The organism is Thermosynechococcus sp. B1 (genome assembly GCF_030322985.1).
Classification (GTDB): Bacteria; Cyanobacteriota; Cyanobacteriia; order Thermosynechococcales; family Thermosynechococcaceae; genus Thermosynechococcus.
The window spans coordinates 256604-280452 of record NZ_CP096573.1 but is presented as its reverse complement, the minus strand read 5'-3'; the positions used below and the strand labels follow the sequence as shown (position 1 = coordinate 280452).

Annotated in this window: 24 protein-coding genes; 12 read left to right on the top strand and 12 right to left on the bottom strand. The window is 53.8% G+C overall.

Features of this window, described 5'->3' with window-relative positions; genetic code table 11:
- Nucleotides 1-27 precede the first annotated feature (27 nt).
- Nucleotides 28-1962 carry an AarF/ABC1/UbiB kinase family protein gene (locus M0644_RS01350; protein WP_286626271.1) on the top strand — a complete coding sequence of 645 codons (1935 nt, stop codon included), beginning with the start codon at nt 28-30 and terminating at the stop codon, nt 1960-1962.
- On the opposite strand, the gene M0644_RS01345 is transcribed toward M0644_RS01350, so the two are convergent.
- Nucleotides 1898-3028, bottom strand: a complete 1131-nt coding sequence (locus M0644_RS01345; protein WP_286626270.1) for a hypothetical protein — start codon at nt 3026-3028, stop codon at nt 1898-1900. The genes M0644_RS01350 and M0644_RS01345 overlap by 65 nt on opposite strands.
- Nucleotides 3029-3129: 101 nt before the next feature.
- Between M0644_RS01345 and M0644_RS01340 the strand changes: the two genes are divergently transcribed.
- The 6 genes from M0644_RS01340 (at nt 3130) to M0644_RS01315 (ending at nt 9435) form a co-directional block, all read left to right on the top strand.
- The gene (locus M0644_RS01340; RefSeq protein WP_286626269.1) at nt 3130-5328 is read left to right on the top strand and encodes an argonaute PAZ domain-containing protein; all 2199 of its coding nucleotides are present in this window, start codon (nt 3130-3132) and stop codon (nt 5326-5328) included.
- A 409-nt stretch (nt 5329-5737) separates the two neighbouring features.
- Nucleotides 5738-6046 (top strand): carbon dioxide-concentrating mechanism protein CcmK, encoded by a 309-nt coding sequence (locus M0644_RS01335; RefSeq protein ID WP_011056791.1) that lies wholly within the window; start codon nt 5738-5740, stop codon nt 6044-6046.
- Nucleotides 6047-6133: 87 nt separating this feature from the next.
- Nucleotides 6134-6475 carry a carbon dioxide-concentrating mechanism protein CcmK gene (locus M0644_RS01330; RefSeq protein ID WP_011056790.1) on the top strand — a complete coding sequence of 114 codons (342 nt, stop codon included), beginning with the start codon at nt 6134-6136 and terminating at the stop codon, nt 6473-6475.
- A complete protein-coding gene (locus M0644_RS01325; RefSeq protein WP_149817455.1) occupies nt 6475-6774 on the top strand; it encodes a EutN/CcmL family microcompartment protein in 300 nt (99 codons plus the stop codon). The genes M0644_RS01330 and M0644_RS01325 overlap by 1 nt, the downstream gene beginning before the upstream one ends.
- An 18-nt stretch (nt 6775-6792) precedes the next feature.
- Complete coding sequence (locus M0644_RS01320; RefSeq protein WP_149817453.1) at nt 6793-8751, top strand: ribulose bisphosphate carboxylase small subunit; 1959 nt, start codon at nt 6793-6795, stop codon at nt 8749-8751.
- Between the two features lie 21 nt (nt 8752-8772).
- Nucleotides 8773-9435, top strand: a complete 663-nt coding sequence (locus tag M0644_RS01315) for a hypothetical protein (protein WP_286626265.1) — start codon at nt 8773-8775, stop codon at nt 9433-9435.
- Here M0644_RS01315 and rlmD read toward each other — a convergent pair.
- Entirely contained in the window at nt 9418-10767 is a 1350-nt protein-coding gene (gene rlmD, locus M0644_RS01310) for a 23S rRNA (uracil(1939)-C(5))-methyltransferase RlmD (protein WP_286626264.1), read from the bottom strand. The two genes, M0644_RS01315 and rlmD, sit on opposite strands and share 18 nt — an antisense overlap.
- 129 nt (nt 10768-10896) lie before the next feature.
- Here rlmD and M0644_RS01305 point away from each other — a divergent pair, with 129 nt between their 5' ends.
- The gene (locus M0644_RS01305) at nt 10897-11421 is read left to right on the top strand and encodes an alpha/beta hydrolase (RefSeq protein ID WP_286626263.1); all 525 of its coding nucleotides are present in this window, start codon (nt 10897-10899) and stop codon (nt 11419-11421) included.
- A 76-nt stretch (nt 11422-11497) separates the two neighbouring features.
- On the opposite strand, the gene mreD is transcribed toward M0644_RS01305, so the two are convergent.
- The 6 genes from mreD to M0644_RS01275 are packed head-to-tail and all read right to left on the bottom strand — an operon-like array spanning nt 11498 to nt 14667.
- The gene (mreD, locus tag M0644_RS01300) at nt 11498-12025 is read right to left on the bottom strand and encodes a rod shape-determining protein MreD (protein ID WP_286626262.1); all 528 of its coding nucleotides are present in this window, start codon (nt 12023-12025) and stop codon (nt 11498-11500) included.
- Nucleotides 11991-12755 carry a rod shape-determining protein MreC gene (mreC, locus tag M0644_RS01295; RefSeq protein ID WP_286626261.1) on the bottom strand — a complete coding sequence of 255 codons (765 nt, stop codon included), beginning with the start codon at nt 12753-12755 and terminating at the stop codon, nt 11991-11993. Before mreC ends, mreD begins: the two co-directional genes overlap by 35 nt.
- A 12-nt stretch (nt 12756-12767) precedes the next feature.
- Nucleotides 12768-13808, bottom strand: a complete 1041-nt coding sequence (locus M0644_RS01290; RefSeq protein WP_149817440.1) for a rod shape-determining protein — start codon at nt 13806-13808, stop codon at nt 12768-12770.
- A complete protein-coding gene (locus M0644_RS01285) occupies nt 13795-13983 on the bottom strand; it encodes a hypothetical protein (protein WP_286626260.1) in 189 nt (62 codons plus the stop codon). The genes M0644_RS01290 and M0644_RS01285 overlap by 14 nt, the downstream gene beginning before the upstream one ends.
- A gap of 13 nt (nt 13984-13996) precedes the next feature.
- The gene (locus M0644_RS01280) at nt 13997-14356 is read right to left on the bottom strand and encodes a YtxH domain-containing protein (protein ID WP_190278147.1); all 360 of its coding nucleotides are present in this window, start codon (nt 14354-14356) and stop codon (nt 13997-13999) included.
- Nucleotides 14353-14667 carry a hypothetical protein gene (locus tag M0644_RS01275; protein ID WP_286626259.1) on the bottom strand — a complete coding sequence of 105 codons (315 nt, stop codon included), beginning with the start codon at nt 14665-14667 and terminating at the stop codon, nt 14353-14355. Before M0644_RS01275 ends, M0644_RS01280 begins: the two co-directional genes overlap by 4 nt.
- Nucleotides 14668-14899: 232 nt before the next feature.
- On the opposite strand from M0644_RS01275, the gene M0644_RS01270 reads away from it, so the two are divergent.
- The 4 genes from M0644_RS01270 to M0644_RS01255 are packed head-to-tail and all read left to right on the top strand — an operon-like array spanning nt 14900 to nt 18640.
- Nucleotides 14900-17008 carry a transglycosylase SLT domain-containing protein gene (locus tag M0644_RS01270; RefSeq protein ID WP_286626258.1) on the top strand — a complete coding sequence of 703 codons (2109 nt, stop codon included), beginning with the start codon at nt 14900-14902 and terminating at the stop codon, nt 17006-17008.
- A gap of 41 nt (nt 17009-17049) precedes the next feature.
- Nucleotides 17050-17766, top strand: coding sequence for a D-alanyl-D-alanine carboxypeptidase family protein (locus tag M0644_RS01265; protein WP_286626256.1), 717 nt, complete (start codon nt 17050-17052; stop codon nt 17764-17766).
- Nucleotides 17763-18467, top strand: a complete 705-nt coding sequence (gene fabG, locus M0644_RS01260) for a 3-oxoacyl-ACP reductase FabG (protein WP_286626254.1) — start codon at nt 17763-17765, stop codon at nt 18465-18467. The genes M0644_RS01265 and fabG overlap by 4 nt, the downstream gene beginning before the upstream one ends.
- Before the next feature lie 11 nt (nt 18468-18478).
- A complete protein-coding gene (locus M0644_RS01255; RefSeq protein WP_190278145.1) occupies nt 18479-18640 on the top strand; it encodes a hypothetical protein in 162 nt (53 codons plus the stop codon).
- Here M0644_RS01255 and M0644_RS01250 read toward each other — a convergent pair.
- Genes M0644_RS01250 through M0644_RS01235 form a run of 4 tightly spaced genes read right to left on the bottom strand, consistent with a single transcriptional unit; the run spans nt 18627 to nt 23822 of the window.
- Nucleotides 18627-19826 (bottom strand): LL-diaminopimelate aminotransferase, encoded by a 1200-nt coding sequence (locus M0644_RS01250; protein WP_286626252.1) that lies wholly within the window; start codon nt 19824-19826, stop codon nt 18627-18629. The genes M0644_RS01255 and M0644_RS01250 overlap by 14 nt on opposite strands.
- Complete coding sequence (gene ftsY, locus M0644_RS01245) at nt 19823-21202, bottom strand: signal recognition particle-docking protein FtsY (protein WP_286626250.1); 1380 nt, start codon at nt 21200-21202, stop codon at nt 19823-19825. Before ftsY ends, M0644_RS01250 begins: the two co-directional genes overlap by 4 nt.
- 28 nt (nt 21203-21230) lie before the next feature.
- Nucleotides 21231-22091: a 3'(2'),5'-bisphosphate nucleotidase CysQ gene (locus tag M0644_RS01240; RefSeq protein WP_286626248.1), complete on the bottom strand. Its 861-nt coding sequence runs from the start codon at nt 22089-22091 to the stop codon at nt 21231-21233.
- Nucleotides 22092-23822 carry an ABC transporter ATP-binding protein gene (locus tag M0644_RS01235; protein ID WP_286626247.1) on the bottom strand — a complete coding sequence of 577 codons (1731 nt, stop codon included), beginning with the start codon at nt 23820-23822 and terminating at the stop codon, nt 22092-22094.
- Nucleotides 23823-23849: the final 27 nt, after the last annotated feature.

The window sequence follows — 23849 nt, the reverse complement described above, 5'->3', positions numbered from 1 at the left end:
ATACTTTAAGAGTTTGCGCGACTGCCCATGAATACGGCAATTGTCCCCAGTGATTCCGCGCCCCAAGAGATTGCGATCGCGGCTGAAACCCTTCCCAATGATCCGGAGACCTTTCAACCCTACGATCCCGTGGCCATTGATGCCTACTATCGGCAGCGGCCTTTACTCGTCTTGAGTCGCTGGTTGCGGATTCTCTGGCCAGTGTTTTGGTTGCTCTTTAACCGTTGGTGGGACAGGGTCACAGGCCAAAGTAAACAAAATCAACACCAGCGAGCGATCGCCCTGCGGGAAACCCTCACCCGCCTTGGCCCTGCCTATATCAAAGTGGGACAAGCCCTCTCCACCCGCCCGGATCTGCTGCCCGCCGTCTATCTGGAGGAATTGACCAAACTCCAAGATCAGTTGCCCCCCTTTCCCAATGAAGTGGCCTTTCAGTTTATTGAGGAGGAATTGGGCGCCCCCCCCAGTGAGCTTTTTGCTGAACTGAGTGATCATCCCATTGCGGCTGCCTCCTTGGGACAGGTGTATCGCGGCAAACTCCACAGTGGCGAAGAGGTGGCCATTAAAGTGCAGCGCCCCGGCTTGGCGGAAAGTATTACCCTAGACATTTATATTCTGCGGGGGGTGGCCTATTGGGCAAAACGCCTGATCAAGGAGATTCGCAGTGATTTAGTGGCCATTCTCGATGAATTTGCTGGTCGCCTCTTTGAGGAAATGGATTATACCCAAGAGGGACGGAATGCCGAACGCTTTGCCCGTCTCTATGGCCACTTAACCGATGTCTATATTCCCAAGATTTACTGGAATTATACGCGGCGGCGGGTGCTCACCATGGAGTGGGTGACGGGGGTGAAACTCAACCAACCGCAGCAAATTCAGGCCTTGGGGATTGATCCGCGCTACATGGTGTATGTGGGGGTGCAGTGCTCCCTGCGGCAGTTGCTCGAACATGGGTTTTTCCATGCTGATCCCCATCCGGGAAATCTGCTGGCCATGCCCAGCGGCAAATTGGCCTATCTCGACTTTGGCATGATGAGTGAGATTGCCCCAGAGCAACGCTATGGCTTGCTGAATGCCATTGTCCACATTGTTAACCGTGAGTACGAAAGCCTTGCCTACGACTATGTTCATTTAGGGTTCCTAACCCCCGATACAGATCTGGAACCAATTATTCCGGCGCTGGCCTTGGTCTTTGAGGATGCCTTGGGGGCAAGTGTCTCGGAACTAAATATCCAACGCATTTTCGATCGCCTGTCAGAGGTGATGTATGAGTATCCTTTTCAGGTGCCCGCCTATTATGCCTTGATTGTGCGATCGCTCCTGACCATGGAAGGGATTGCCATGGGCGTTGACCCCAACTTTAAGGTACTCAGTGCCGCCTATCCTTACATTGCCAAACGACTGCTCACGGATCCTGCCCCAGAGCTGCGCACGAGTCTCACGAACCTGCTCCTCAAGGATGGTCAATTTCGCTGGACGCGCCTAGAAAATCTGCTGCGCAATGCCCGCGAGAGCCGTGACTATGACTTTAATGTGGTGCTGGAGCAGGCTTTAGATTTTCTCTTTTCGGAGCGGGGAGCGGAGTATCGCGATCGCCTAGCGGATGAAATTGTCAAGAGCCTTGATACTTGGGCACGGACAACAATGGGGCAATGGAACCTTGTGCAACTTTTACCCCTCGTCACCCGTCCCGTACCGGCAACGCCAAGTTCCAGCATCGTCAGTGAAGCCAATGCCCTAGAGCATTTGCGCCGCATTTTCAGCATTTTGCAGGATACCCCCGGCTTTGACTGGGGCAAGGTGATTCCGGCAATCTTGCGGATCATTGTGCGGCCAGAGGTGCAGCAAATGGGTCAGCGTATTGTCAATGGCCTCCTGCAACGGGCGATCGCCCGCTTTATTCGGGAGATGTTGCTGGCGGACTCGCAGCCGGCGCTTCAGACGACGAGTTTGTCTCGCTAGGTTCTGGGGATACGGGCGGTGGCGCTTCTTCAGTGGGTGTGGGTGCTGGTGAGGCTTCACTCGCAGGGGATGGTCTAGCCTCTGGTTTTGGTGTTGGTAGTGGTGTTGCCGGTGCTGGCGTGGCAGGCTGTGGTCTTGGGGTGGCAGCAGGTTGCTGACCTCGGCATACTTCGGGCCGATACTCAAAAGCAAAGGTGAGCGCTAGGGCTTGGTACTGCCCTGTGGCCTCAAAGGATTGCTGACGTACCCGTTCTAGAGCCGCTTGATCCAAGAGTGCCGAGCCACTGCTGCGAATAATTTGGGGATTGCGAGTGAGCAAGCCAGTTTCTGGGGCGGCATTGGCAGGCAGCAATTGCCCTTGGGGAGTGACCACCACCGCAACGGTTGTTTCCCCCTGCAGGCGATCGCCACAGGCCTCTTGGGGATAAAAGTCCGTGATCCGCTGGGCTAAATTCACTTGTAGATTCGTCGTATTGAGGGTCAACCGCGTTTGATTAAACCACCGCGATAACGCTGCCGCTGCTTCCCCCTCTGTGGTTGCTAAGGGTTCTTCAGGGGTGGGTTCAGGCGTAGGTGTCGGTGAGACGAGTTCCGGCGCAATGGCCACATCCTCATTCGGGGTTGTCGGGATAACAGGTAAGGGGCGGGCGGGCGGGGGCAATTGCCATAGCGGCGGCAAAAGTTGCAGCGGTACTGGATTGGGTAGGGGCGGCAGTTCCGTCAGCGGCGGCAAGGGGGGCAGGGGTGCCAAGGGGGCAAAGGAAAGGGGGGGTGGCTCAATGCCTGTAAACGGTAGAGGCGGTGGTGTGGTCGTGGCAAGGGGCGGCAGTTCCGTGGGCAAGAGCGGTTCAATAGAGGGTAAATCCGCTTCTAGTTCGGGAGAAAGGCTGACCAAGGGCACCAGTTGATCACTGGCCAACTCTGGCGGTATGGGTTCGGGCACACGCACAAGGGAAAGAATCACAGCGTGCAGCAGAATTGAACTGGCGATCGCCACCCGTGTTGGTTCCCACACGGGCCACTGGGAAACCCTTTGCCAAATCGGTTGAATTGGTAGCCGCAGCACCCCAGATCCTCCACACCGATATTCATGACAATTGTATCTCGGCTGCTTAAATTTGTAACAAGACTTGCTATAATCATCCACATTTACATTCCCTGTAAATCATGTTCGCCCAATTTCCAGAAGTTGAAGTTATACTCAATCGTTTTTTTGTGAAAAATCTGACTCAACAGGATCTCAGATTTTATGAATACCAATGCCAATTTACTCAAGTGCCAGAACAAGGGAGCGAGCAAAAAGCCCTTTCCAGCGTTTGCTACAAACTAGGCGTAACTGCTGTTCGACTAGGGAGCCTCATTATTACAAGGGAGCGTATTGATACTAGTAGGAGGCAAACTCAGGATTGGCAGTTACAAGAAATAGGATGTAGAGAGCTGAGTTGTCAAAAAGATCACGAAAGGCAAGCACTGGAATCCTTTGAACGCAAAATCCTAGAGTGCAAATTAAAAGAAAAATTTAAGAAAACCAGATTTGAAAAAGATTACGAAGTCGGATTGATTTGGTGGATTTTTGACCAAAAAGGGCTGGAAAAAAGCGGCCATGGCTGGGAAGTACATAGAGGTGGAGCAATCAACGTTAGAATTGAGCCAGATGGAAAATTATACTTGGAAATTGATATTCATCATCGCTTTTATACTCCATTTACACTTGAATGGTGGCTCAATGAATATCCCGATATTCAGATCAAGTACGTCAGGAATACCTACAAAGATAAAAACGGAAATCAACAAGTTTGGATTCTTAAAAATTTTTCGAATGAAAATCCAAATGATGTAGAAATAAAAGAACTCGGAATCAGTTTAGCGGCTTACCACCGTCAAAACGGTGCATCTGAGCAAGATATCAATGAGTCACGCGTTGTAACTGTTGAAAAAACTAGTGACTATAAACCTAAGACAGTATATCATCTATCTCAAAGACTATCACCAGTTCTCACAATGGAAATGTTGGCACAAATTGCTGAACAAGGCAGAGAAAAAAGTGAAATTCAAGGTGTGTTTGACTGCATTAGGAAAAACATTAACCTGCGTTTGTCGGAATCCCAAAAAACAGCCGAACTCATTTTCAAACACATCTATAATCTTAGTCGTCAACCAGAGCTGATCAAAGTTAACGGGTTTGTCATGCCTCGCGCAAAACTATTAGCTTGCGATAATAAAGAAATTGACAAAACAGCTAAAATTAGCTTCTTTGGCTGTGCAAAAATTGGCGAAACGAAATTTGGTTGCCTTAATCTTTTTGATGATAAACCTCAATACCCAGAAAAAGTACGCGAATGCTTACTGCAAATAGCAAAAAGTAGTGACACGCAGATACAAATAGACTCCTATTTTACAAAAAGCGAATATCCGAAAGATGATCTGGATCAACAAACATTCTGGCAGCAATGGGCTAATAAAGGAATTAAAACTGTCTTAGTAGTGATGCCTTGGTCGCCCAATGAAGAAAAACAAAAATTGCGAAATCAAGCATTAAAAGCAGGTATAGCAACTCAGTTTATGGTGCCAGTTAATGTAAATAATTATAAATCTCTCAATGTTTGCCTAGGGCTGCTGTGTAAAGCCAAGTGGCAGCCTGTCTACCTAAAACCATTAGATCATTCTGAAGCTGCTGACTTGGTTATCGGTTTTGACACAGGTACAAATGGAAGACTGTACTATGGTACTTCTGCTTTTGCAGTCTTGGCCAATGGTCAAAGCTTGGGTTGGGAGTTACCAGATGTGCAACGGGGAGAAACTATCTCTGGCCAAGTAATTTGGCAAGTTGTGTCTAGTTTAGTTTTTAAGTTTCAAGTTAAATTTAACCGCTACCCTAAAAAGATATTAATTATGCGCGACGGCCTTATTCAAAAAGGGGAATTTGAGCAAACAATCGAAGAACTAAATAAAAAAGATATTGCTGTCGATATTCTCAGTGTCCGTAAAAGCGGCTCAGGCAGAATGGGACGTGAGATTCGTTCAACTGATAGCAAAGTAACCTATCAGGATGCTGCAGTGGGTACTGTTGTCTTTTTCGAGGAAACGAAATCGTTTATTTTACAAAGTAGCGAGGAGGCAAGCAAGAAAAAATATGGAGGCAGTGCTAGACCGTTGCGCGTTGTGCACACCCATGGCAAGACCCCTTTAGAGCTACTGGCTTTACAGACCTATCATTTGACTCAATTGCATCCTGCTAGCGGATTTTGCTCTTCTCGACTGCCTTGGGTACTGCACCTCGCCGATAAAAGTAGCAAAGAGTTTCAGCGCATCGGTTCGATCAGCGTTTTACAGAGTATTGATCGAGAAAAGTTAATTGCTGTTTGATGAAACAATAGATTTTAGTCTAGCAAAATACGGAGCAGCATTGAAATACTCTATGCAGTCTGCCCAAACGCAGGCGGATCCCTCTTAATCGAGTAATCGGTCTATGAGAAGATAACTGGTTTTAGATAAAATTCTATGGATTAACCAATTCGTATTGACGTGTCTTGGGTTGAAAGGGGTGTCAAGGGCTTAGAATTAGATTTGATAATATGAGAAACTAGAAAAGATTATCAATCATTATATTGTCAAAAGAAACCCCTCACCCTATGCTTGTTTTAGAGATAAAAAGACGGTGATTAACGTCACGATAACAATCGGCTATCCCGTCATTATTTTCTGTAGCGATCGCTCTGATTGCAACTCTAGCTTTTGTACTGCTTACCCTTATTCTAATTAGGAGAGCTTACTCATGCCAATTGCTGTGGGAATGATTGAAACGCGCGGATTCCCCGCCGTCGTCGAAGCAGCAGACGCAATGGTAAAAGCCGCTCGGGTCACCCTTGTGGGCTACGAAAAAATTGGGAGTGGTCGGGTCACTGTGATTGTGCGGGGTGATGTCTCCGAAGTACAAGCCTCAGTGGCTGCTGGGGTTGATTCTGCCAAACGTGTCAATGGCGGCGAGGTTCTGTCTACGCACATCATTGCTCGTCCCCACGAAAACCTTGAGTACGTATTGCCCATTCGCTATACCGAGGCAGTGGAGCAATTCCGAAACTAAAGGGTTGGGCAGTTTGGTGGAGTTTTCAGTTGCATCGCTTATCGATCCTCTAGTTCTTTACTTGTTTGACGTTTAGGAGTTATTACAATGGCAATTGCCGTCGGTATGATTGAAACCCTTGGTTTCCCCGCAGTGGTGGAAGCCGCAGACGCAATGGTGAAAGCCGCTCGCGTTACCCTCGTGGGCTACGAGAAAATCGGCAGTGGTCGGGTGACTGTGATTGTCCGTGGTGATGTGTCTGAAGTGCAGGCTTCGGTGGCGGCGGGGGTCGAAAACGTGAAGCGTGTGAATGGGGGTCAAGTGCTTTCCACCCACATCATTGCACGTCCCCACGAAAACCTCGAATACGTCCTACCCATTCGCTACACCGAAGCGGTGGAACAATTCCGCGAAAGCGTTAGCGGTATCCGCCCGATGGGTCGCCCATAGTGAAAATCGCGCGAGTGTGCGGCACCGTTACCAGTACTCAAAAAGAAGACACCTTAACGGGAGTCAAGTTTCTCGTCTTGCAATATTTGGGTGAGGACGGCGAATTTTTACCCGACTACGAAGTGGCTGCGGATACGGTTGGTGCAGGACAGGATGAGTGGGTATTGGTAAGCCGAGGCAGTGCCGCCCGCTGTATTATCAATGGCACCGACAAACCCATTGACGCAGCCGTTGTCGCCATTATTGACACCGTAAGTCGGGATAATTATTTGCTCTACAGCAAACGTACCCAGTATTAGCATTGGAGACTTCTCCCTATGGCGGTTCAAAGCTATGCGGCACCTCCGACGCCGTGGTCTAGGGATTTAGCGGAGCCAGAGATTGCCCCCACGGCTTACGTCCACTCCTTTAGTAACCTCATCGGCGATGTCCGCATCAAAGATTATGTTCACATCGCACCCGGCACGTCCATTCGTGCCGATGAAGGAACGCCCTTCCACATTGGCTCCCGCACCAACATTCAAGATGGCGTTGTCATCCACGGCCTCCAGCAGGGACGGGTGATTGGCGATGATGGCCAAGAGTATTCTGTCTGGATTGGTGATAATGCCTCAATTACCCACATGGCCTTGATCCACGGCCCTGCCTACATTGGCGATGGCTGTTTCATTGGCTTTCGTTCGACGGTCTTTAATGCTCGGATTGGCGCAGGCTGTGTGGTGATGATGCATGTCCTCATTCAGGATGTGGAGATTCCACCGGGAAAATATGTGCCTTCAGGAATGGTGATCACGACGCAGCAGCAAGCCGATCGCCTGCCGAATGTGGAAGAGTCGGATATTCACTTTGCCCAGCACGTGGTTGGCATCAATGAAGCACTGCTATCGGGGTACCAGTGTGCTGAGAATATTGCCTGTATTGCCCCGATTCGGAATGAACTCCAGCGTCAAGAAGACCCACTCATCCTACACGTTGAAACGCTCACCGGGGAAAAGAACACCATGACCGCAGATTATGGGACTCATGTCCGCCAATTGTTGCAGCAGGGATACCAAATCAGCTTGGAATATGCCGATGCGCGGCGGTATCGCACTAGCTCTTGGCAGAGTTGCCCGACGTTGACGGGACGGCAGGAGTCTCAAGTGATGGCGGCGATCGCCCAACTCCTCAAGGAACACGAGGGCGAGTATGTGCGCCTGATCGGCGTCGATCCCAAAGCCAAGCGCCGCGTTTTTGAAGAGATCATTCAACGCCCCGGTCAAGCTCCTGTGACCAGTACCAGTCCCTATCGTCCCAGTGCAACCGTGAGTGCAGCCCCAGTGGGTTCCCTCGATGCTTCCGTTGTGGCTCAGGTGCGGCAGTTGCTCCAGCAGGGCTATCAAATTGGCACAGAGCACGCCGATGCCCGCCGCTATCGCACCAGCTCTTGGACCAGTTGTGCTCCGATTCAAGCAAAGCAGGAACGGGAAGTGCTCGCCGCCCTTGAAGCCTGCCTCCAAGAACATGCAGGGGAATATGTGCGCTTGATTGGTATTGATCAAAAGCAAAAGCGGCGCGTCCTTGAGCAAATTATTCAGCGGCCCGATAGCGCGGTGGCGATCGCCACAAAAGCAGCAACCCCAGCGGCTACTAGCCCTGTCTCCGTCAGTTCGGCCAGCAATGAAACCGTTCTCAGTGCCGATCTCCTGAACCAAATTCAAGACCTGTTGCGCCAAGGCTGCCAAGTCACCACCGAGTATGCCGACCAGCGTCGCTTCCGTACCAGTTCTTGGCAAAGCGGCATCAAAATTACCTCAGCGCAGCAGCTCAATGACCTCAGTGCCTTCCTTGCCGAGCACCAGCGGGACTATGTCCGCCTCGTAGGTGTCAATCCCCAAGCCAAACAGCGGGTACTGGAAACGATTATTCACCGCCCCAATAGTAAAGCCGCCAGCAATGGCAGTAGCACCCGTGGTCAAGGGTTCGCACCGCGCCCAACCGCCTCTAGTCAAGGGAGCACTAGCAGCCACAACCTCAGTCAAGAGGTCGTCGAACAAGTACGGCAACTGCTACAACAGGGCTATACCCTCGGCCTAGAACACGTGGATGCCCGTCGCTACCGCACCAACTCTTGGCAAAGTGGCCCCCGCATTGAGGCCAAAAATCTCAATGAAGCCCTTGCTGCGATTCAGGCTTGCCTCCAAGAATACAGTGGCGAGTACGTGCGGCTGATTGGCATTAATCCTGCCGGTAAGCAGCGGGTGGCCGAAATCCTGCTCCAACAGGCTGCTAAGTAGCCCTCCCTGTGAGGTGCCCCAATGCCCCTGCCGCCTTTAGCCCTGCCCCCTTCACCTGCGGTTCGCATTGTTGGTGATGTGGTGGTGGATCCCCAAGCCGTTTTGGCACTTGGGGTGTTGCTTTGGGCAGAAGCAGGGGCTTCAATTCGCATTGCCGCAGGTGTCTGTATTGGTATGGGCAGCGTCATTCATGCCCACGGCGGCACCATTGAAATTGGCGAAGGGGTCAACATTGGCGCGGGCGTGCTGCTGATTGGGGCAGTGACCGTTGAACCCCATGCCTGTATTGGCGCCAGTACCACCGTGATGCAAACAACGATTCCGGCTGGTGCTGTGGTGGCCGCTGGTTCGCTTCTTGGTGATAGTAGTCGCCGTTGGCAGCCCCCCGCAGAAACGAGTCCCCCCCAAGAGAGTGCCGTTTCCTCTGAGGATCCTTGGCAAGAGCCATCAACAACTGCCGATACTGCAGAGAATGCCCCGCCAGAGCAGCAGGAGTCTACAGCCTCTCCCTCTAGCCATCAGGAAAGTCCAGCCGCCGCGCCACCAGAGACAAGCACTTCGCCAACACCTAAGACCAGCGTAGTCTATGGCCAAGCCTACGTTAGCAAGATGTTTGCCAAAATATTTCGCGTAGAGCCCATCCAACCCACTGGGGAGAATCCTGCCCTAGGAAGTAGTCAGTAAAGCAACCGTTTCTACATGGGCTGTTTGCGGAAACATATCGAGGGGCTGAATTTTGGTTAGTTGATAGGCACCGGTAGCGCAGAGGTGAGCCAAATCCCGTGCCAAGGTGGCAGGGTGACAACTGACATAGAGAATGCGCGGCGGACGGTGGCGGAGAATCGCCTCAAGAAGGGGGCGATCGCACCCTTTGCGCGGTGGATCAAGAATTAGCACATCCACGGCCTGATCGGACTGGGGTAGCCACTCTTCTGCTCTGGCGCAGAGAAAGTGAGCATTGTGAATACCATTGTGCTGGGCGTTGGCGATCGCCTGTTGTACCGAGGCAGGATGCACTTCCACACCAATCACTTCAGCGACAGCGCCGGCAAGGGGTAGGCTCAGTGTCCCGACTCCACAGTAGAGATCCAGCAGTCGTTCGTGACCCGTTGGGGCAATCCACTCTCGCAGGGTGCTAACCAGTTGCTCCGCTTGCGCCGTGTTGACTTGAAAAAAGGTGGTCGAGGCAATCTGAAACCTCACCCCTGCCATCTCTTCCCAAAGGTACGATCGCCCCGCCAATACCTGCGTCTCGTCACCAAAGATGCGATTGCCCACTTGATGATTGAAGTTGACACAGACCCCCACCACCCCTTGAAACTGCTGTAACCAACCTTCTGTCTCTGCCTGCAAGCCAGCGGGTAATGCCCCCGCGAGCACGAGGGTAATGAGCTGCTCCCCGGTACGCTGACCAATGCGCAAGCCCAAGTGGCGCAACCCCGGTTCATGGGTCTGCTCGTTGTATATCGGCCAAGGTTGTAACGCTTGCTTCAGGGCAGCCAAGAGCGGATTGAGGCGCGGATCTTGCACGGGACATTGATTCAGGTTCACTAGGTGATGGGAGCCTTTTTGGTAATAGCCCGCAACCACGGTACCATGGCGGCGACCGAGGGGATAGGTTACTTTATTGCGGTAGCCAAAGGGGTTAGGGGCAGCCATAATGGGCAGAAAGGTTTGCGGCTCTAGATGAGCAATGCGGGCGATCGCGTCCTTCACCAGTTGTTCTTTGGCCGCCAATTGCGCCCCATAGGCCACCCGCTGCCACTGACAGCCGCCACACTTATCAGCGACAATACAGCTTGGCCGCACCCGCTGTTCTGAGGGCTGCACCACCTCCAAGACCTTGCCGTGGGCATATTGCCGCTTGACATGGGTCAGTCGCACCCGCAGGCGATCGCCCGGAACTGTATCCGCCACAAAGACCACCCGATCCTGCCAGCGTCCTACCCCCTCCCCCGTGTGGCTCAAGGAGTCAATTGTTAGCTCAATGGTGGCACCCTGCTGCCAAACGCTCATCAATTTACGTCTAAGCCTACTAAACGTTAGGGATAAGTTAAGGAGAGCCAGCAAGCTCTATTTTCGCTGCTATACTGCTAGCGGTGCAATCCGACGTTTGTACTGAAGTGATTTTGGAGTCGATCCCCTATGCTGAAGCGTCTTTCGCCTTGGTTACTGGCTCTGGCACTACCCGTGGGTGCCCTTTTCACCACCCCTGCCAAAGCAGCTAACTTTGTCTCCCTCACCTATGGTCCTTTTCAGCGCTCCTTCCCAATGTCGGAGCTAGAGGAATTTGTGTCCACCCAAGAAGCCACGGGAGAATTGCGAGCATTGATGCGGTTCGTTCCCAAAGAAGACCAAGCCAAGCTCCTTGAATTCTTGGGTATGCGGCTGCCCTTCAATGTTGTGCAAACCGATAAAATTTTGGGTAGCCCCATTGGCAAAGATTTACTCAAACAATTTTCTCAGGTCACGATTCGCCGCGATAAAGCCGGTGAAGTGGCTCTCCGTGGTGCCATGCTCACTGCCGCTGCTTCTCCGGAAGGGTTGAGCATGATGTCGTTTTTGAAAAACTATCCTGCTGAAACCATCAACCTTGATTTGCGCAAGCTCAACCAAATGCTCAAGAAACAAGATGGCATTATGAGCATGCTCGGGAAACTGCGCCCATAGTGCTAGACGATTGACGAAGAGTTAAAATTAACGATTCCAGTGCAGGGGCACAGAGGCTCCTGCATTTTTTGGCAATCTACTCCTGCTGTCGCAACCACGTCCACCAGCGATTCAAGGGGGCATAGAGCAAGGGTGCCCAAAGACTACTCATAATGGCTGAACTAAGCGCGACTTGCCGATGGTGCTGCCAAATCTCCTCGAGGGGAAAGCCACTGCCAAGGCTCATTTGGATTGCGATGACCGTTTGTTGCAGGATGGCCATTGCAAAAGTAATCAGGGCAACCGAAATAAAATCCTCAGAAACAAAGCGCTGCTTTTGCATCAGGGCGGTCAACCCCCCCACCAAAGCTAAGCTGACTGCGTGGCTAGGATGAGCACTGACCAAGCCATCTTGAATCCAACCGAGGGCAATACCCGCCAGTATCCCTTGCCCCCACGATCGCTTGACACTCCACACCACCACCCAGATTAAAAACCAGTCTGGCACCAATAGATGCAGGTTGGGTAAGTGAATAAAGCTCAGCAGGGCACAAAGTCCCACAGAGCCAATGGTAATCAGCCCGTTGAGGCTAGTTCGGTGTAAACGTGTCTGTCGGTTCAGCATAGGGAATGACGGTGACCCACTCAAGGCGATCAATCGGTGCGCCCAGAATAACAGTGGCATGGGGGCGGGTGGGATCGCTCAGTTCCACCGATTGCACCTCACCAATGGGAATGCCTGCCGGATAGAGACTACTCAGGGCTGAGGTATAGAGGACATCCCTGGGCTGCACCTTCGGGTCTTTCTCTAAAAACTCGACAATCACCTGCTGGTTGAGTTGTCCCCGCAGAATCCCCATCTGCCGCGTCCGACCCACCACAACCCCCACTCGACTGGCGGGATCCGTGAGCAACATTACCCGACTGGTATTGGGAGTAATGCTTGTAATGCGCCCCACAAGGCCCCCGTTGCCCACCACGACTGAACCAATGGTGAGACCCTGACGACTGCCTTCCCCCAAGAGGAGCGATCGCCACCACTGATCGGAACTGCGACCAATCACCGGCACAACGCGGCCATTCAAATTAGGCAGCATCGGTGCATTCAGCATTTGCCGCAACCGCCGGTTTTCCGCTTGGACGGCGGCCAGTTGCTGCTCCAGTTGCCATGTGCGGGCTTGAATCAGAGCTTGCTGATCCTCCACTGCGCCTTGAAAGGGCAAACTAAGAAGGCGGTACAGCTCGCGAATCGCTGCCCCATTGGTCTCGCGCAAAATCCAAGCACTTGTGAGTACCAAAGCAACAAGGACTAGGCCGCCGGCATATCGTCCCCACCAGCGCAGCAGAAAAGCCATAGCTGCTCATCCTTAACCAATCACTGCTGGTTGTGTGGAAAAGACACGGGCGAGGTCTTTGAAGTTTTCCAGTACCCGACCGGTACCCATGACCACACACCGCAGGGGATCCGCTGCCACGTGAACAACAATGCCCGTTTCATGGCTAATCAGGGTATCGAGACCCCGTAGCAGGGCACCGCCGCCAGCCAGCATAATCCCGCGATCGACAATGTCTGCGGCCAGTTCCGGAGGCGTCCGCTCAAGGGTGCGTTTAATGGCTTCAATAATCGCCGAGAGGGGTTCAGCCATGCTTTCGCGAATCTCTTCTGCTTTGACCACGACTGTGCGTGGTAGGCCAGAGAGTTGGTGCAGCCCCCGCACTTCCATGGATTCGGAGTCATAGCTGTCATTGGGGTAGGCAGAGCCAATGCGAATCTTGATCTCCTCAGCCGTGCGTTCACCAATGATCAGGTTGTGTACTTTTTTCAAATACTGGACGATCGCCTCAGAAATTTCATCGCCAGCAACGCGGACGGATTCACTCAAAACGGTGCCCTGCAAACTGAGAACCGCCACTTCGGTCGTGCCACCGCCAATGTCCACAATCATGTTGCCCGTCGGTTCTTCCACGGGTAAACCCGCACCAAAGGCGGCGGCGACGGGTTCATCAATCAAATACACTTCCCGTGCCCCAGCACCCCGCGCAGCATCCTCAATGGCACGGCGTTCGACACCGGTCACGCCACTAGGAATCCCAATCACCACACGGGGGGCAAACAAATTCTTACCGCCGTGCACTTGGCGCATAAAGTGCTTGAGCATCAGTTCCGCACGTTCAAAATCAGCAATCACACCATCCCGCAGGGGACGCACGGCCACCACATTGCCCGGTGTCCGCCCCAGCATTCGCTTTGCTTCAACACCAACGGCAAGGGGTTGTTTGGTATTTTGGTCAATAGCAACAACGGAGGGTTCCTCTAAAACCACACCCCGCCCAGACACGTAAACTAGGGTGTTGGCTGTGCCCAAGTCAATGCCGATGTCTCGTGATAGGCGACTAAATACTCCCACGATGGTGTACCCCTTCTTTGAATCCTGTTGGTTGTAACAGTGCTGTTACCAAAAAACGTGATGGCAAGATTGTATTACGTTTTGTTTGGAAAATCTCGGTGGGTTCTCCCTTGGTCGAGATTGTTTGATAAAGGGATAACTCCTCATTATCTTGGCTCATAATTTCTTGGCTCATGACCCACCGCAGGCTATTGATTGACAGCATCCTCTTCATCAGGGTCACTCAAGGCCATGCCATTGGCTTCGCGCCGAAAGGTTTGCCGCTGCTGCTGGGTGACTTCGATACCGACGGCGATCGCTTCCTTGAGCCGTTCTAAGGTGGCTTGCCAGCGTTCTTGGGTGGTTTCTGAGAGGCGATCGCGATGTTGCTCAAAACTCGCAGTAATGTCTTCGAGCAGTTCGGGCAGGGCATCAGCGGATTTGCGCAGGAGTTGTCGGGTTTCCTTGCCAGAGCGGGGAGCCATCAGCAGCCCCACGACTGTCCCGATCGCGCTCCCTAGGAGCAGCCCCCCCCAAAAAGCACCACCGCCACCCTGTTGCTGACTCATCGCTTTCTCCTTTGCAGGCGGACACCATATCGCCCTATCCAGCTTATCAAGGTTAAAAACAGACGGAGATTGCGCTGTTGTCGCCGCCATTTGGGCAATTGCGATCGCAAGCCGGCCACCCCCCGCTGGCCAATGATAATCACCTCAGGGGCACCGCCTAAAACCCCGTGGGTACTCCGCTCCGCATCTAGGAGCGCACGGGACACCCCCCGCAGAATCTGGCGCAGCTTGACCAACTGCCACGCCGACCATAATGCAATCAGCGCAATCAGGCAATTGCAGCTAATCACAATCCAGACCATTCGTGGCATAGGGGGCATTGGTGTTCACAATTATTGGTTCATCTTTTCATAGATTGCCACAGCGGAGGGCGATGTGGGGGTGAGGTCGTTAATGCGATTTCCTGAAGCGCGATCGCCCCTCGGTAGCACCCAGTTGCCACTGCTGCATCCAAGACCACCACATACTTAATAAGAATGGGGTTGTACTCCCTAGTTTACTGTGGAGATTGGAGAGCGGGGTTGCTGGCTGGAATTGCAAATTATGGTTAAATCACTCCCAAAACGAAAGCAGCGGCGAGGCATACGGCCTTGGCTGGTGTCGCTGTTGTTGGCGGCACTGATTGTTGGCGGTGGGCTGTTCAGTTGGTACCATTGGCGATCGCCTTCGCCCCTTTACACGCTGACTGTTGAAGCGCCGCCCCAAAGTCCGCAAGAGTTAAAGCAATGGGCAGAGTCTGCGGATCCCCTCAAGCGCGATCGCGCCCGCTATCTTTTGGCCGTAGAAAGCCTGAGTCAACAGCAACCCCAAGCTGCCCTGCAGTGGCTCCAAGATCTTGAGCAGACTTACCGTCCCATGGCCGCACCCATTCTCCTGCTGCGAGCGGAGGCCTATCGCCAACAGGGGGACAACCGCAGGGCCAAGGAAACGTGGGAACAGTTGCTGCGGGAGTATGGCAGTGAACCTGAAGCGGCAGTGGCACTCCTGAGCCTCAATCAACCGCAAAAGGCGATCGAACGCTTTCCACAGCATCCTGCCGTTGTCAACTATGTGGCGCAACAGTTAGAGAAAAATCCCGATCAAGTGCCCTACCTGAAGTTGGTGGCACGCCACGGCCTCTTTCTTAAGGAATACGGCACCTACCTTGAAATTTTGCGGCAGCGCTACGCCGATCAACTGACGCCCGCCGATTGGGAAGCGATCGCCTTTGGCTATTGGGAGAAAATGCAGTATGCTCCGGCAGCAGCGGCCTATGCCAAGGCACCACCAACCCCCTTGAATCTCTATCGGGTGGGCCGGGGACGTCAATTGAGTGAGGACACCTCTGGGGCGATCGCCGCCTATCAAGCCCTGATCAACCGCTTTCCCCAAAGTTCAGAAGCAGCCCTTGCCCAACTGCGCCTTGCCCGTTTAGCCAAAATGCCGGCGGAGCGTCTCCCTTTGCTGGCCAAGTGTCTTCAGTTAGCGAGGCAAAATCAAGCACCCGCGATCGCTGCCGATGCCCTTCTGGCACAGTACCAAGCTTATCAGGAACTAGGCAATACCAAGGGGGCACAACAGAGCCAACAACAACTCTTCAAGACCTATCCCCAAAGCAGCGCCGCAGCGGAACTGCGCTGGCAACTGGCCCAAGGGGCTGCCCAAAAACGGCAGTGGTCTCAGGCACAACAGTGGGTTAGCGAAATTCTCAAATTGAACCCTGAGAGTGAGCTGGCACCGCGAGCCGCCTTTTGGCAAGGAAAATGGCAAGGGGAAGCAGGACAACCCCAAGGGCAACGCCAAACTTGGCAACTGGTCATCGAGCGCTATCCCCACACCTACTATGCTTGGCGAGCCGCCAGTCTGCTCAAGAAACCCGTGGGCACCTTTACAACGCTGCGACAACAGCGACCCTCGGTAGCGAGCGATCGCAAGACCCTCCTCCCCTTGGCCACAGGGAGTGCCACCCTACGTGAACTGTACCTGCTGCGGCAATCTCAGGAGGCTTGGCAGCGCTGGCAGTGGGAGTTCCAAAATCGGGTGACGCCGACAGCGGCAGAACAACTCACTGATGGCCTGATTCGCCTTGGCGTCGGAGAATACCTCGATGGCATCTTTATGCTGCAAAACTTGTTTACGCGGGCCGCCAGTGAACCCGAGGTGGCAACGTTCTTTGCGCCTATTCGCCGCGATGTCCGCTTCTGGTATGCCCTTTACCCCCTGCCCTACTGGGAATTAGTGGAAAAGTGGTCTTTGGCACGCAACTTAAATCCTCTATTGGTGATGGCCTTGATTCGCCAAGAATCTCGCTTTGAAAAGGAGATCCGCTCAGTGGTGGGGGCAACGGGGTTGATGCAGTTGATGCCAGAGACGGCTGCTTGGATTGCCGAAAAGTTGAACCTAGAGAGCTATTCCCTTGTGGATCCAGAGGACAATATCCGCTTGGGCACATGGTACGTTGACTACACCCACAATCAGTACAATCAAAACACGCTCTTAGCCTTGGCCAGTTACAATGCAGGTCCTGGCAATGTCAGTCAGTGGTTAGAGCGGTTCGATATTGGCGATAGCGATCGCTTTGTGGAATCGATTCCCTTTCCTGAGACCTATGGCTATGTCAAGAGTGTCTTGGAGAACTACTGGAACTACTGGCAACTCTATGCCCAGCCCTAGGAAAAATCGTCTATTCTCATAAAAAGGCACGGGACTGCGTCATGGATCAAGATATTCCTGTTGCGGAGCGGCTACAACCAATCACTCAGGGCAAAGCGGCACCTCGGCGAGGGGGGTGGGCGATCGCCCTTGTCCTTGTGGGGCTAATGGGCGTGGGAGCTGTGTGGTTCCTCAATCGTGCCACGGAATCACCAACGGCTACGGAAACGGAGCCAACGCTAACGCCAACGGAAAATCTGCTGGGACATCTGCCCTATGAAGAGGCTCCCCTATCAGAGCTTGAACCAGTGAGTGCCGATGGCCAAATTAAGTTACGGCGAGCCGCAGCAGAGCGGTTTCGTGCCATGGTGGCAGCAGCGCAGCAGGAAGGAGTGGTATTGGTGCCCCTATCGGGTTTTCGCTCCAAGCAGGATCAGGATTATCTCTTTTTTGAGGTCAAGGAGCAGCGGGCACAACGGGCAAGTGAGCGGGCATTGGTGAGTGCGCCCCCCGGCTATAGCGAACACCATACGGGCTATGCCATTGACATTGGCGATGGCGCCCGGCCAGACACCCATCTCAGTGAGGCTTTTGAGGACACCCCCGCCTTTCGCTGGCTGGAAAAAAATGCAGCGCGTTTTAGTTTTGAACTGTCCTTTCCCCGTCATAACCCGCAGGGGGTGAGCTATGAGCCTTGGCACTGGCGATTCGTTGGCGATCGCCACAGTTTGCAAACCTTCTATAGAGCACGACAACTGACACCGAGGAACGAACCATGAGGGGATTTGCCCATCGCGCGGTTTTAGTGACAGGGGGCACAGGCGGACTCGGTCAAGGGGTAGTGCCAGTTCTTCTCAGTCAAGGCTATACGCTGACAATTCCCTATATTGATGCAGCGGCTCGTGAAGCCCTAGAGAAACAACTGGCTGCGGCTGAATTGGCCAATGTGCGGTTTGTACCCGCCGACTTGAACAATGAAAGTGAGGTGGCTGCGCTGGTCAGTCGCATGCCGCAATTGGATGCCGTGGTTCACCTCGTGGGGGGCTTTAGTAGGGGGGCAACGGCACAATTTGCCCTCAGCGATTGGCAGCAGAGTTTTCGCCTCAATGTCGAGACCACCTTCTTGGTTTGTAAGCACGCCCTCAAACGTATGCAGGCCCAGCAATATGGGCGCATTGTCACCATTGGCTCACGGGGTGCAGTTGAACCAGCGGCTGAACTGGCTGCCTATTGTGCTGCTAAAGCCGCAGTCATGGCCTTCACGCGGGCGATCGCCGCTGAAACCAAAGGCAAAAATATCACTGCCAATGTGATTCTCCCCAGCATTATCGATACTCCTGCCAATCGGGCAGCGATGGGTGAAGCGCAAGCGGTCAATTGGGTGAGTCCTCGGGCGATCGGTGATCTAATTGCCTATCTCATTTCTGAGGGAGCGGCTGCCATCAGTGGTGCCGTGATTCCTATCTATGGCAATGTCTAGAGCGAGTTGCCATGTTCTTTATCATTTTGCTCATTCTTCTTTGTACGGTCACCCATCTCTTTACGGAGGTGCTAGTTTTAACTCCCCTAGAGGTGTTGCGCTCCATTCATATTCCTGCAATTGTCCTTTGGGGCGGCCTGATCCTACTCTTGGCATGGATCATGGGCGATTAGCGCCCGACACCTGAACGACCGTTTGGCTAAATTCGGCAATTTGGGCAGCCGCCACTTCTAAACAGGGGCGATCGCGCACGAGGGCAAAGCGCACATAACCCTCTCCCCCTTCCCCAAAACCCGATCCGGGAGCTGCGGCAATCCCAGTTGCCTTGACAAGAGCTTGACAAAAGCCAAGGGAATCCCCGTGCCAAGGTTCCGGCAGTTGCGCCCACACATACATCGTTGCTGGCGGGAGGGGCACTGGCCAGCCATGATCGCCGAGGGCTTGGACAAAGGTATCACGGCGCTGGCGAAAGATCTGCCGCGTTTGCTGGACACAGGTTTGATCTCCCGTGAGGGCGGCAATGGCACCCCGCAGGATGCCAGCGTATTGGTTGAAATCAATCACCGATTTAATTTGGCGCAGGGCAGCAATGATGTCGGCACGGCCAATGGCAAAGCCAATGCGAAACCCACCCATGTTGTAGGACTTAGACAGGCTATAGAATTCAATGCCCACTTGGCGATCGCGATCCACTTCAAAGATCGAGGGTGCCCGCTCCGCATCAAAGACGAGATCAATGTAGGGAAAATCATGCACCAGTAAAATCCCGTGGCGATCGCAAAACTCAACCGCTGCCTTGAAAAAGTCCAAGGGCGCAACCGCCGTGGTGGGATTGTGGGGATAGCTGAGAATCAGTAGTTTTGCCTGCTCTCGCACTGGCAGCGGAATGGCCGCTAAATCCGGCAAAAAGTGATTTGCTGCCCGCAAGCGCAAGGGATACAGTTGTCCCCCTGCAAGATACACCCCCCCCGCATGGGAGGGATACCCCGGATCAAGCACTAGCGCATACTCTTGGGGATTCATCACCGCAAGGGGCAAGTGCGCCGTCCCCTCCTGTGAACCAATCAGCGTCAGTACTTCCCGCTCGGGATCCACCCTGAGGCCAAAGCGGCGTTCAAACCAAGTGGCCACTGCCTGTCGAAAGGCCGCCGTACTAGCAAAGAGTTGATAGCCATAGGTACTGGCATCGCGCACCGACGCTTCAATAGCCGCAAGAATGTGATCGGCGACGGGCAAATCCGCAGAGCCGAGGGAGAGATCCACAATCGGCTGCCCAGTGGCTGCCACCGCTGCCTTCGCCCGATCCATGGCGTCAAAGACATTGCCTTGAAAGTAGCGCAGGCGATCGGCCAGCTTCATGCTGCCACCTCCACCTCACTGGAGAGCAAGGCCTCGACAAATTCAAAACTGGAAAAGGGGCGCAGATCCTTAATGCCCTCGCCCGCACCAATGAAGCGAATCGGTAGTCCCAATTCCTGCACTACCGCCAAGGCCACTCCCCCTTTGGCTGTCCCGTCCAGCTTGGTTAAGATCACCCCAGTGAGTTGCGCCGCTTCTGCAAACACCTGTGCTTGGCGCAAGCCATTTTGGCCGAGGGTGGCATCGAGAACCAGTAGCGATTCAATTTGAGCATCACCCGCTTTTTTATCAATGATGCGACGGATTTTCTTGAGTTCCTCCATCAGGTTGGCCTTGTTTTGCAAGCGGCCAGCGGTATCCACTAGCAGCAATTCTGTGCCTCGGGCTTGGGCAGCGCCAATGGCATCAAAGACCACAGCAGCAGGATCGGTATTTTTGCCGGGGTTGGCAATCACCTCGACATCGGAGCGCTGTCCCCAAATTTTCACCTGCTCCGTGGCGGCTGCCCGAAAGGTATCTGCCGCTGCAATCAGACAGCGATAGCCTGACTGGGTGGCAATGTGGGCCAGTTTACCAATGGTGGTGGTTTTGCCAACGCCGTTGACACCGGCAATCAACCAGATATTCAGCGTGCCTTTTTTCGGAGCAAAGTCGCGGCGGTAGCCGGCTTCAAAGGGGCGATCGAGAATGTCCCGCAGAATTTCCTTCAGGTAGGCGATCGCCTGATCGGCAGGGAGTGTTTCTTGGCGAATTTTTGTTTGCAGCGCCGCAATAATCTGATCCGTGGCCTTGACCCCCACATCCGACTGCAACAGCAGCATCTCAATTTCTTCGACGGCATCCCGACTTAAGGGGCCTTGGCCGACGATCGCCCGCAGTTGATGCACTAGGCCACGACGGGTTTTGCCCAGACCTTGGCGCAGACGTTGCAACCAAGTAATTTCCTCAATATCCACCTCCTCTGGGCGCCGGCCTTGGGCGGCAAGCACCTCCGCCGACCACAAAAAGCCTTCATCAAGGACAAGGGAGGAGTCTACGGGCTCAGCTTCCCCAACGGGCTGGACAGGGGCAGGTTCAGCAACAGGGGGCTTTTCAGACTCGATAGAAACGGGAACGGGGGCATCATCGGCAGGCGGTGTTTCTTGAGTTTCTTCAGCGGTTTCAATGGTTTCAATCGTCGCGGCACTCTCCGATTGCTGTCGCGCTTGAATCGACTGGAGTGCCGTTTTTGCCCAGTTGAGGATGCTGGGGGAAGCAGTGGATTCAGTTGTAGATTGCGGGGATTCTGCGGATGGCGCTGCCGTTGGGGTTTCTGCAGGGGGCGATGGCTCCTCACCACTGCCACCAAACTTGCGTCGAAACCAATTAAAAACCATGGCCTATCCTCTGTGCGACTGAACTTGCCTATTTTCCAGAATAGCCTTGATTTTCCTGTAAAAAGGCTTGCAGGCGATCGCCCACCGTGCGACTCAAAGCTGGATGACACACCACCAAGGGCGGCCAATGCTGCACATCGGCGCGATTGTAGCGGGGCAACTCACCATTGGCATAGGTAAAGGCTCCCCCCGCCTCCTGCATGATCAAATCCGGTGCCGCTAAATCCCAGTCCTTCGGGGCACTGCGCCCTGTGAGATTGACGTACAGATCTGCATCCCCTTGGCAAATACTCGCCGTTTTACAGCCCATACTCCCCATGGGAATTAGCTGTACGCATCCTAGGGTTCTTAAAAAGGCCTGTAGGCGCTCTCCGCCGTGGCTCCGACTCATCACCACCCGCAACGACTGCCCCGCCCTAGGGGGTTGTACCCGCAGTCGCGTCGCACCTTGGCGCGTCTCTCGATAGGTACCGGCGCCGGCAATGGCAGTGTAGATCACCTCCTGCTCTGGCCAGACGACAGCGGCTAAACAAGGGCGATGTTCATGGACAAGGGCAACGTGAATCGCATACTCCCCCGTTTGCTGCAAAAAGTCGTAGGTGCCATCGAGGGGGTCAATGATCCACTGGTAGGGCTGGGGCAAGGGCTGCCCTAGGGTGTAGGTCTCTTCGGTTAAATAACCAAACTGCGTCGGCGGAAAATGAGCTTGGAGGGCGTGGCGCAAAAAGCAATCAACCGTTTCATCGGCAAGGGTGACAGGATCACCGCCTTTGTCCTGCACCGCTAGATCCTGCACCTGACGGTAAAACTGGCGCAGTTGCTCAAGGGCTTGCCAAAGAAGCGGGCGCAGGGTGGCAAGGGTATTCTCAAGATCAAGGGCGGGGGACATCTAGGCTGCCTCAAGGGAAAGACCACGGGGAATCGCGGCAATTAGCGTGCGAGTATAGTCGTGCTGTGGCTGTTGGTAAACGGTTTCCGCGTCACCCATTTCCACAATTTCGCCATTGTACATAACCATGAGGCGATCGCTCATGAATTTCACCACACTGAGATCGTGGGAAATAAAGAGGTAGGTCAGTTGAAACTCCCGCTGGAGTTCTTTGAGCAAATTCAGTACTTGCGCCTGCACCGACACATCCAAGGCCGACACTGACTCATCACAAACGACAAACTCAGGATTCAAGGCCAAGGCACGGGCAATACAAATTCGCTGCCGCTGCCCCCCGGAAAATTCATGGGGATAGCGATTCTGGGCTTGGGGGTCAATGCCCACCCGTTCAAGGAGATAGGCCACCCGCTCTTGGTGTTGCCGTTGCGACTGATGACGGCGGTGAATCCGCAGGGGTTCTGCCACCAACTCGCCAATGGTCATGCGGGGATCTAGGGAACTATAGGGGTCTTGGAAGATGAGTTGCATCCGTTGCCGCAGGGGACGCAATTGGCGAGGCGATAAATGGCTGATGTCGCGATCGCCAAAGATAATTTTTCCCTGTGCGGGTTCTAGGAGGCGCAAGAGGGTCCGTCCCAGTGTTGTTTTGCCACAGCCCGATTCCCCCACTAAGCCAAGGGTCTCCCCGGCGCGAATCGTAAACGAGACATCCCTGACGGCAGTGACAAAGCGCTGCTTGCCCGCCACGGGATACTTGACCCAGAGATGTTCAACCCGCACCAAGGGGGGTTGGCTCGCCAAATGCGCCAAGCGTTCCTGCTGCTGCGCTGCGGAAATCACTTCTAATCGCGGGGGAGTGGTCGCTAGAAAATCCGCCACTGTTGGCAAAATGGCCAAGGTCTGATCCAAGCGAGGACGACAGGCCAGTAGCCCCTTGGTATAGGGATGTTGGGGGTGACGAAAGACCTGCTGAACTGTCCCCGATTCAACAATTTGCCCTTGGTACATGACAACGACCTGATCCGCCAATTCCGCAATCAGATTCAGATCATGGGTGACAAAAATCAATGAGAGAGGGTACTGCTGCTGCAACTCCCGCAAAAGCCGTAGGATCGCTGCTTGGACAGTGACATCGAGGGCAGTGGTGGGTTCATCGGCAATTAAAAGCGCTGGCGAAGCGGCCATGGCTATGGCAATCATGACCCGCTGAATTTGTCCCCCGGAAAGTTGGTGCGGATAGCGACGGAGAAACCGCTTTTTCTCCTCAAGGGGGTCTGCCGGTTTGAGAAGATGCACCTGTTCAAGGAGAGCGATCGCCCGCTGTTGACATTGCCCTTGGGGCAGTCGTTGCTGTGGATCAATAGCCTCTGCCAGTTGAAAGCCAATGGAATAGACCGGATTGAGAGAACTCATCGGCTCTTGGAAGACCATACTGATTTGGCGACCCCGAATCTGTTGCATTTGGCGGGGGGTGCAGCGCAGCAAGTCAATGGCCTCCCCCTCTGGCTCTGGCTGAAACCACGCTTCGCCGTGGCTGATCTGTCCCGGCGGCAGGAGTAACTGCAAAAGTGCCAAACAGGTCACCGACTTCCCTGACCCCGACTCACCGACAATGCCAAGGGTCTGACCCCGCTCCAAGCGAAAGGAAATGCCATCCACTGCCCGTAGGGTTTGATCGGCTTGGCGAAAGTCAACGGTAAGTGCTTCCACACGCAAAAGGGGTGATGACATCACAGGGCAAACCAACTCGGAATAATC

Bases quoted from the DNA above. Each gene is read 5' to 3' on its own strand.
- M0644_RS01350 (WP_286626271.1), top strand. From the start codon at position 28: ATGAATACGGCAATTGTCCCCAGTGATTCCGCGCCCCAAGAGATTGCG.
- M0644_RS01340 (WP_286626269.1), top strand. From the start codon at position 3,130: ATGTTCGCCCAATTTCCAGAAGTTGAAGTTATACTCAATCGTTTTTTT.
- M0644_RS01335 (WP_011056791.1), top strand. From the start codon at position 5,738: ATGCCAATTGCTGTGGGAATGATTGAAACGCGCGGATTCCCCGCCGTC.
- M0644_RS01330 (WP_011056790.1), top strand. From the start codon at position 6,134: ATGGCAATTGCCGTCGGTATGATTGAAACCCTTGGTTTCCCCGCAGTG.
- M0644_RS01320 (WP_149817453.1), top strand. From the start codon at position 6,793: ATGGCGGTTCAAAGCTATGCGGCACCTCCGACGCCGTGGTCTAGGGAT.
- M0644_RS01315 (WP_286626265.1), top strand. From the start codon at position 8,773: ATGCCCCTGCCGCCTTTAGCCCTGCCCCCTTCACCTGCGGTTCGCATT.
- rlmD (WP_286626264.1), bottom strand. From the start codon at position 10,767: ATGAGCGTTTGGCAGCAGGGTGCCACCATTGAGCTAACAATTGACTCC.
- M0644_RS01305 (WP_286626263.1), top strand. From the start codon at position 10,897: ATGCTGAAGCGTCTTTCGCCTTGGTTACTGGCTCTGGCACTACCCGTG.
- mreD (WP_286626262.1), bottom strand. From the start codon at position 12,025: ATGCTGAACCGACAGACACGTTTACACCGAACTAGCCTCAACGGGCTG.
- mreC (WP_286626261.1), bottom strand. From the start codon at position 12,755: ATGGCTTTTCTGCTGCGCTGGTGGGGACGATATGCCGGCGGCCTAGTC.
- M0644_RS01285 (WP_286626260.1), bottom strand. From the start codon at position 13,983: ATGAGCCAAGAAATTATGAGCCAAGATAATGAGGAGTTATCCCTTTAT.
- M0644_RS01280 (WP_190278147.1), bottom strand. From the start codon at position 14,356: ATGAGTCAGCAACAGGGTGGCGGTGGTGCTTTTTGGGGGGGGCTGCTC.
- M0644_RS01275 (WP_286626259.1), bottom strand. From the start codon at position 14,667: ATGCCACGAATGGTCTGGATTGTGATTAGCTGCAATTGCCTGATTGCG.
- M0644_RS01270 (WP_286626258.1), top strand. From the start codon at position 14,900: ATGGTTAAATCACTCCCAAAACGAAAGCAGCGGCGAGGCATACGGCCT.
- M0644_RS01265 (WP_286626256.1), top strand. From the start codon at position 17,050: ATGGATCAAGATATTCCTGTTGCGGAGCGGCTACAACCAATCACTCAG.
- fabG (WP_286626254.1), top strand. From the start codon at position 17,763: ATGAGGGGATTTGCCCATCGCGCGGTTTTAGTGACAGGGGGCACAGGC.
- M0644_RS01255 (WP_190278145.1), top strand. From the start codon at position 18,479: ATGTTCTTTATCATTTTGCTCATTCTTCTTTGTACGGTCACCCATCTC.
- M0644_RS01250 (WP_286626252.1), bottom strand. From the start codon at position 19,826: ATGAAGCTGGCCGATCGCCTGCGCTACTTTCAAGGCAATGTCTTTGAC.
- ftsY (WP_286626250.1), bottom strand. From the start codon at position 21,202: ATGGTTTTTAATTGGTTTCGACGCAAGTTTGGTGGCAGTGGTGAGGAG.
- M0644_RS01240 (WP_286626248.1), bottom strand. From the start codon at position 22,091: ATGTCCCCCGCCCTTGATCTTGAGAATACCCTTGCCACCCTGCGCCCG.
- M0644_RS01235 (WP_286626247.1), bottom strand. From the start codon at position 23,822: ATGTCATCACCCCTTTTGCGTGTGGAAGCACTTACCGTTGACTTTCGC.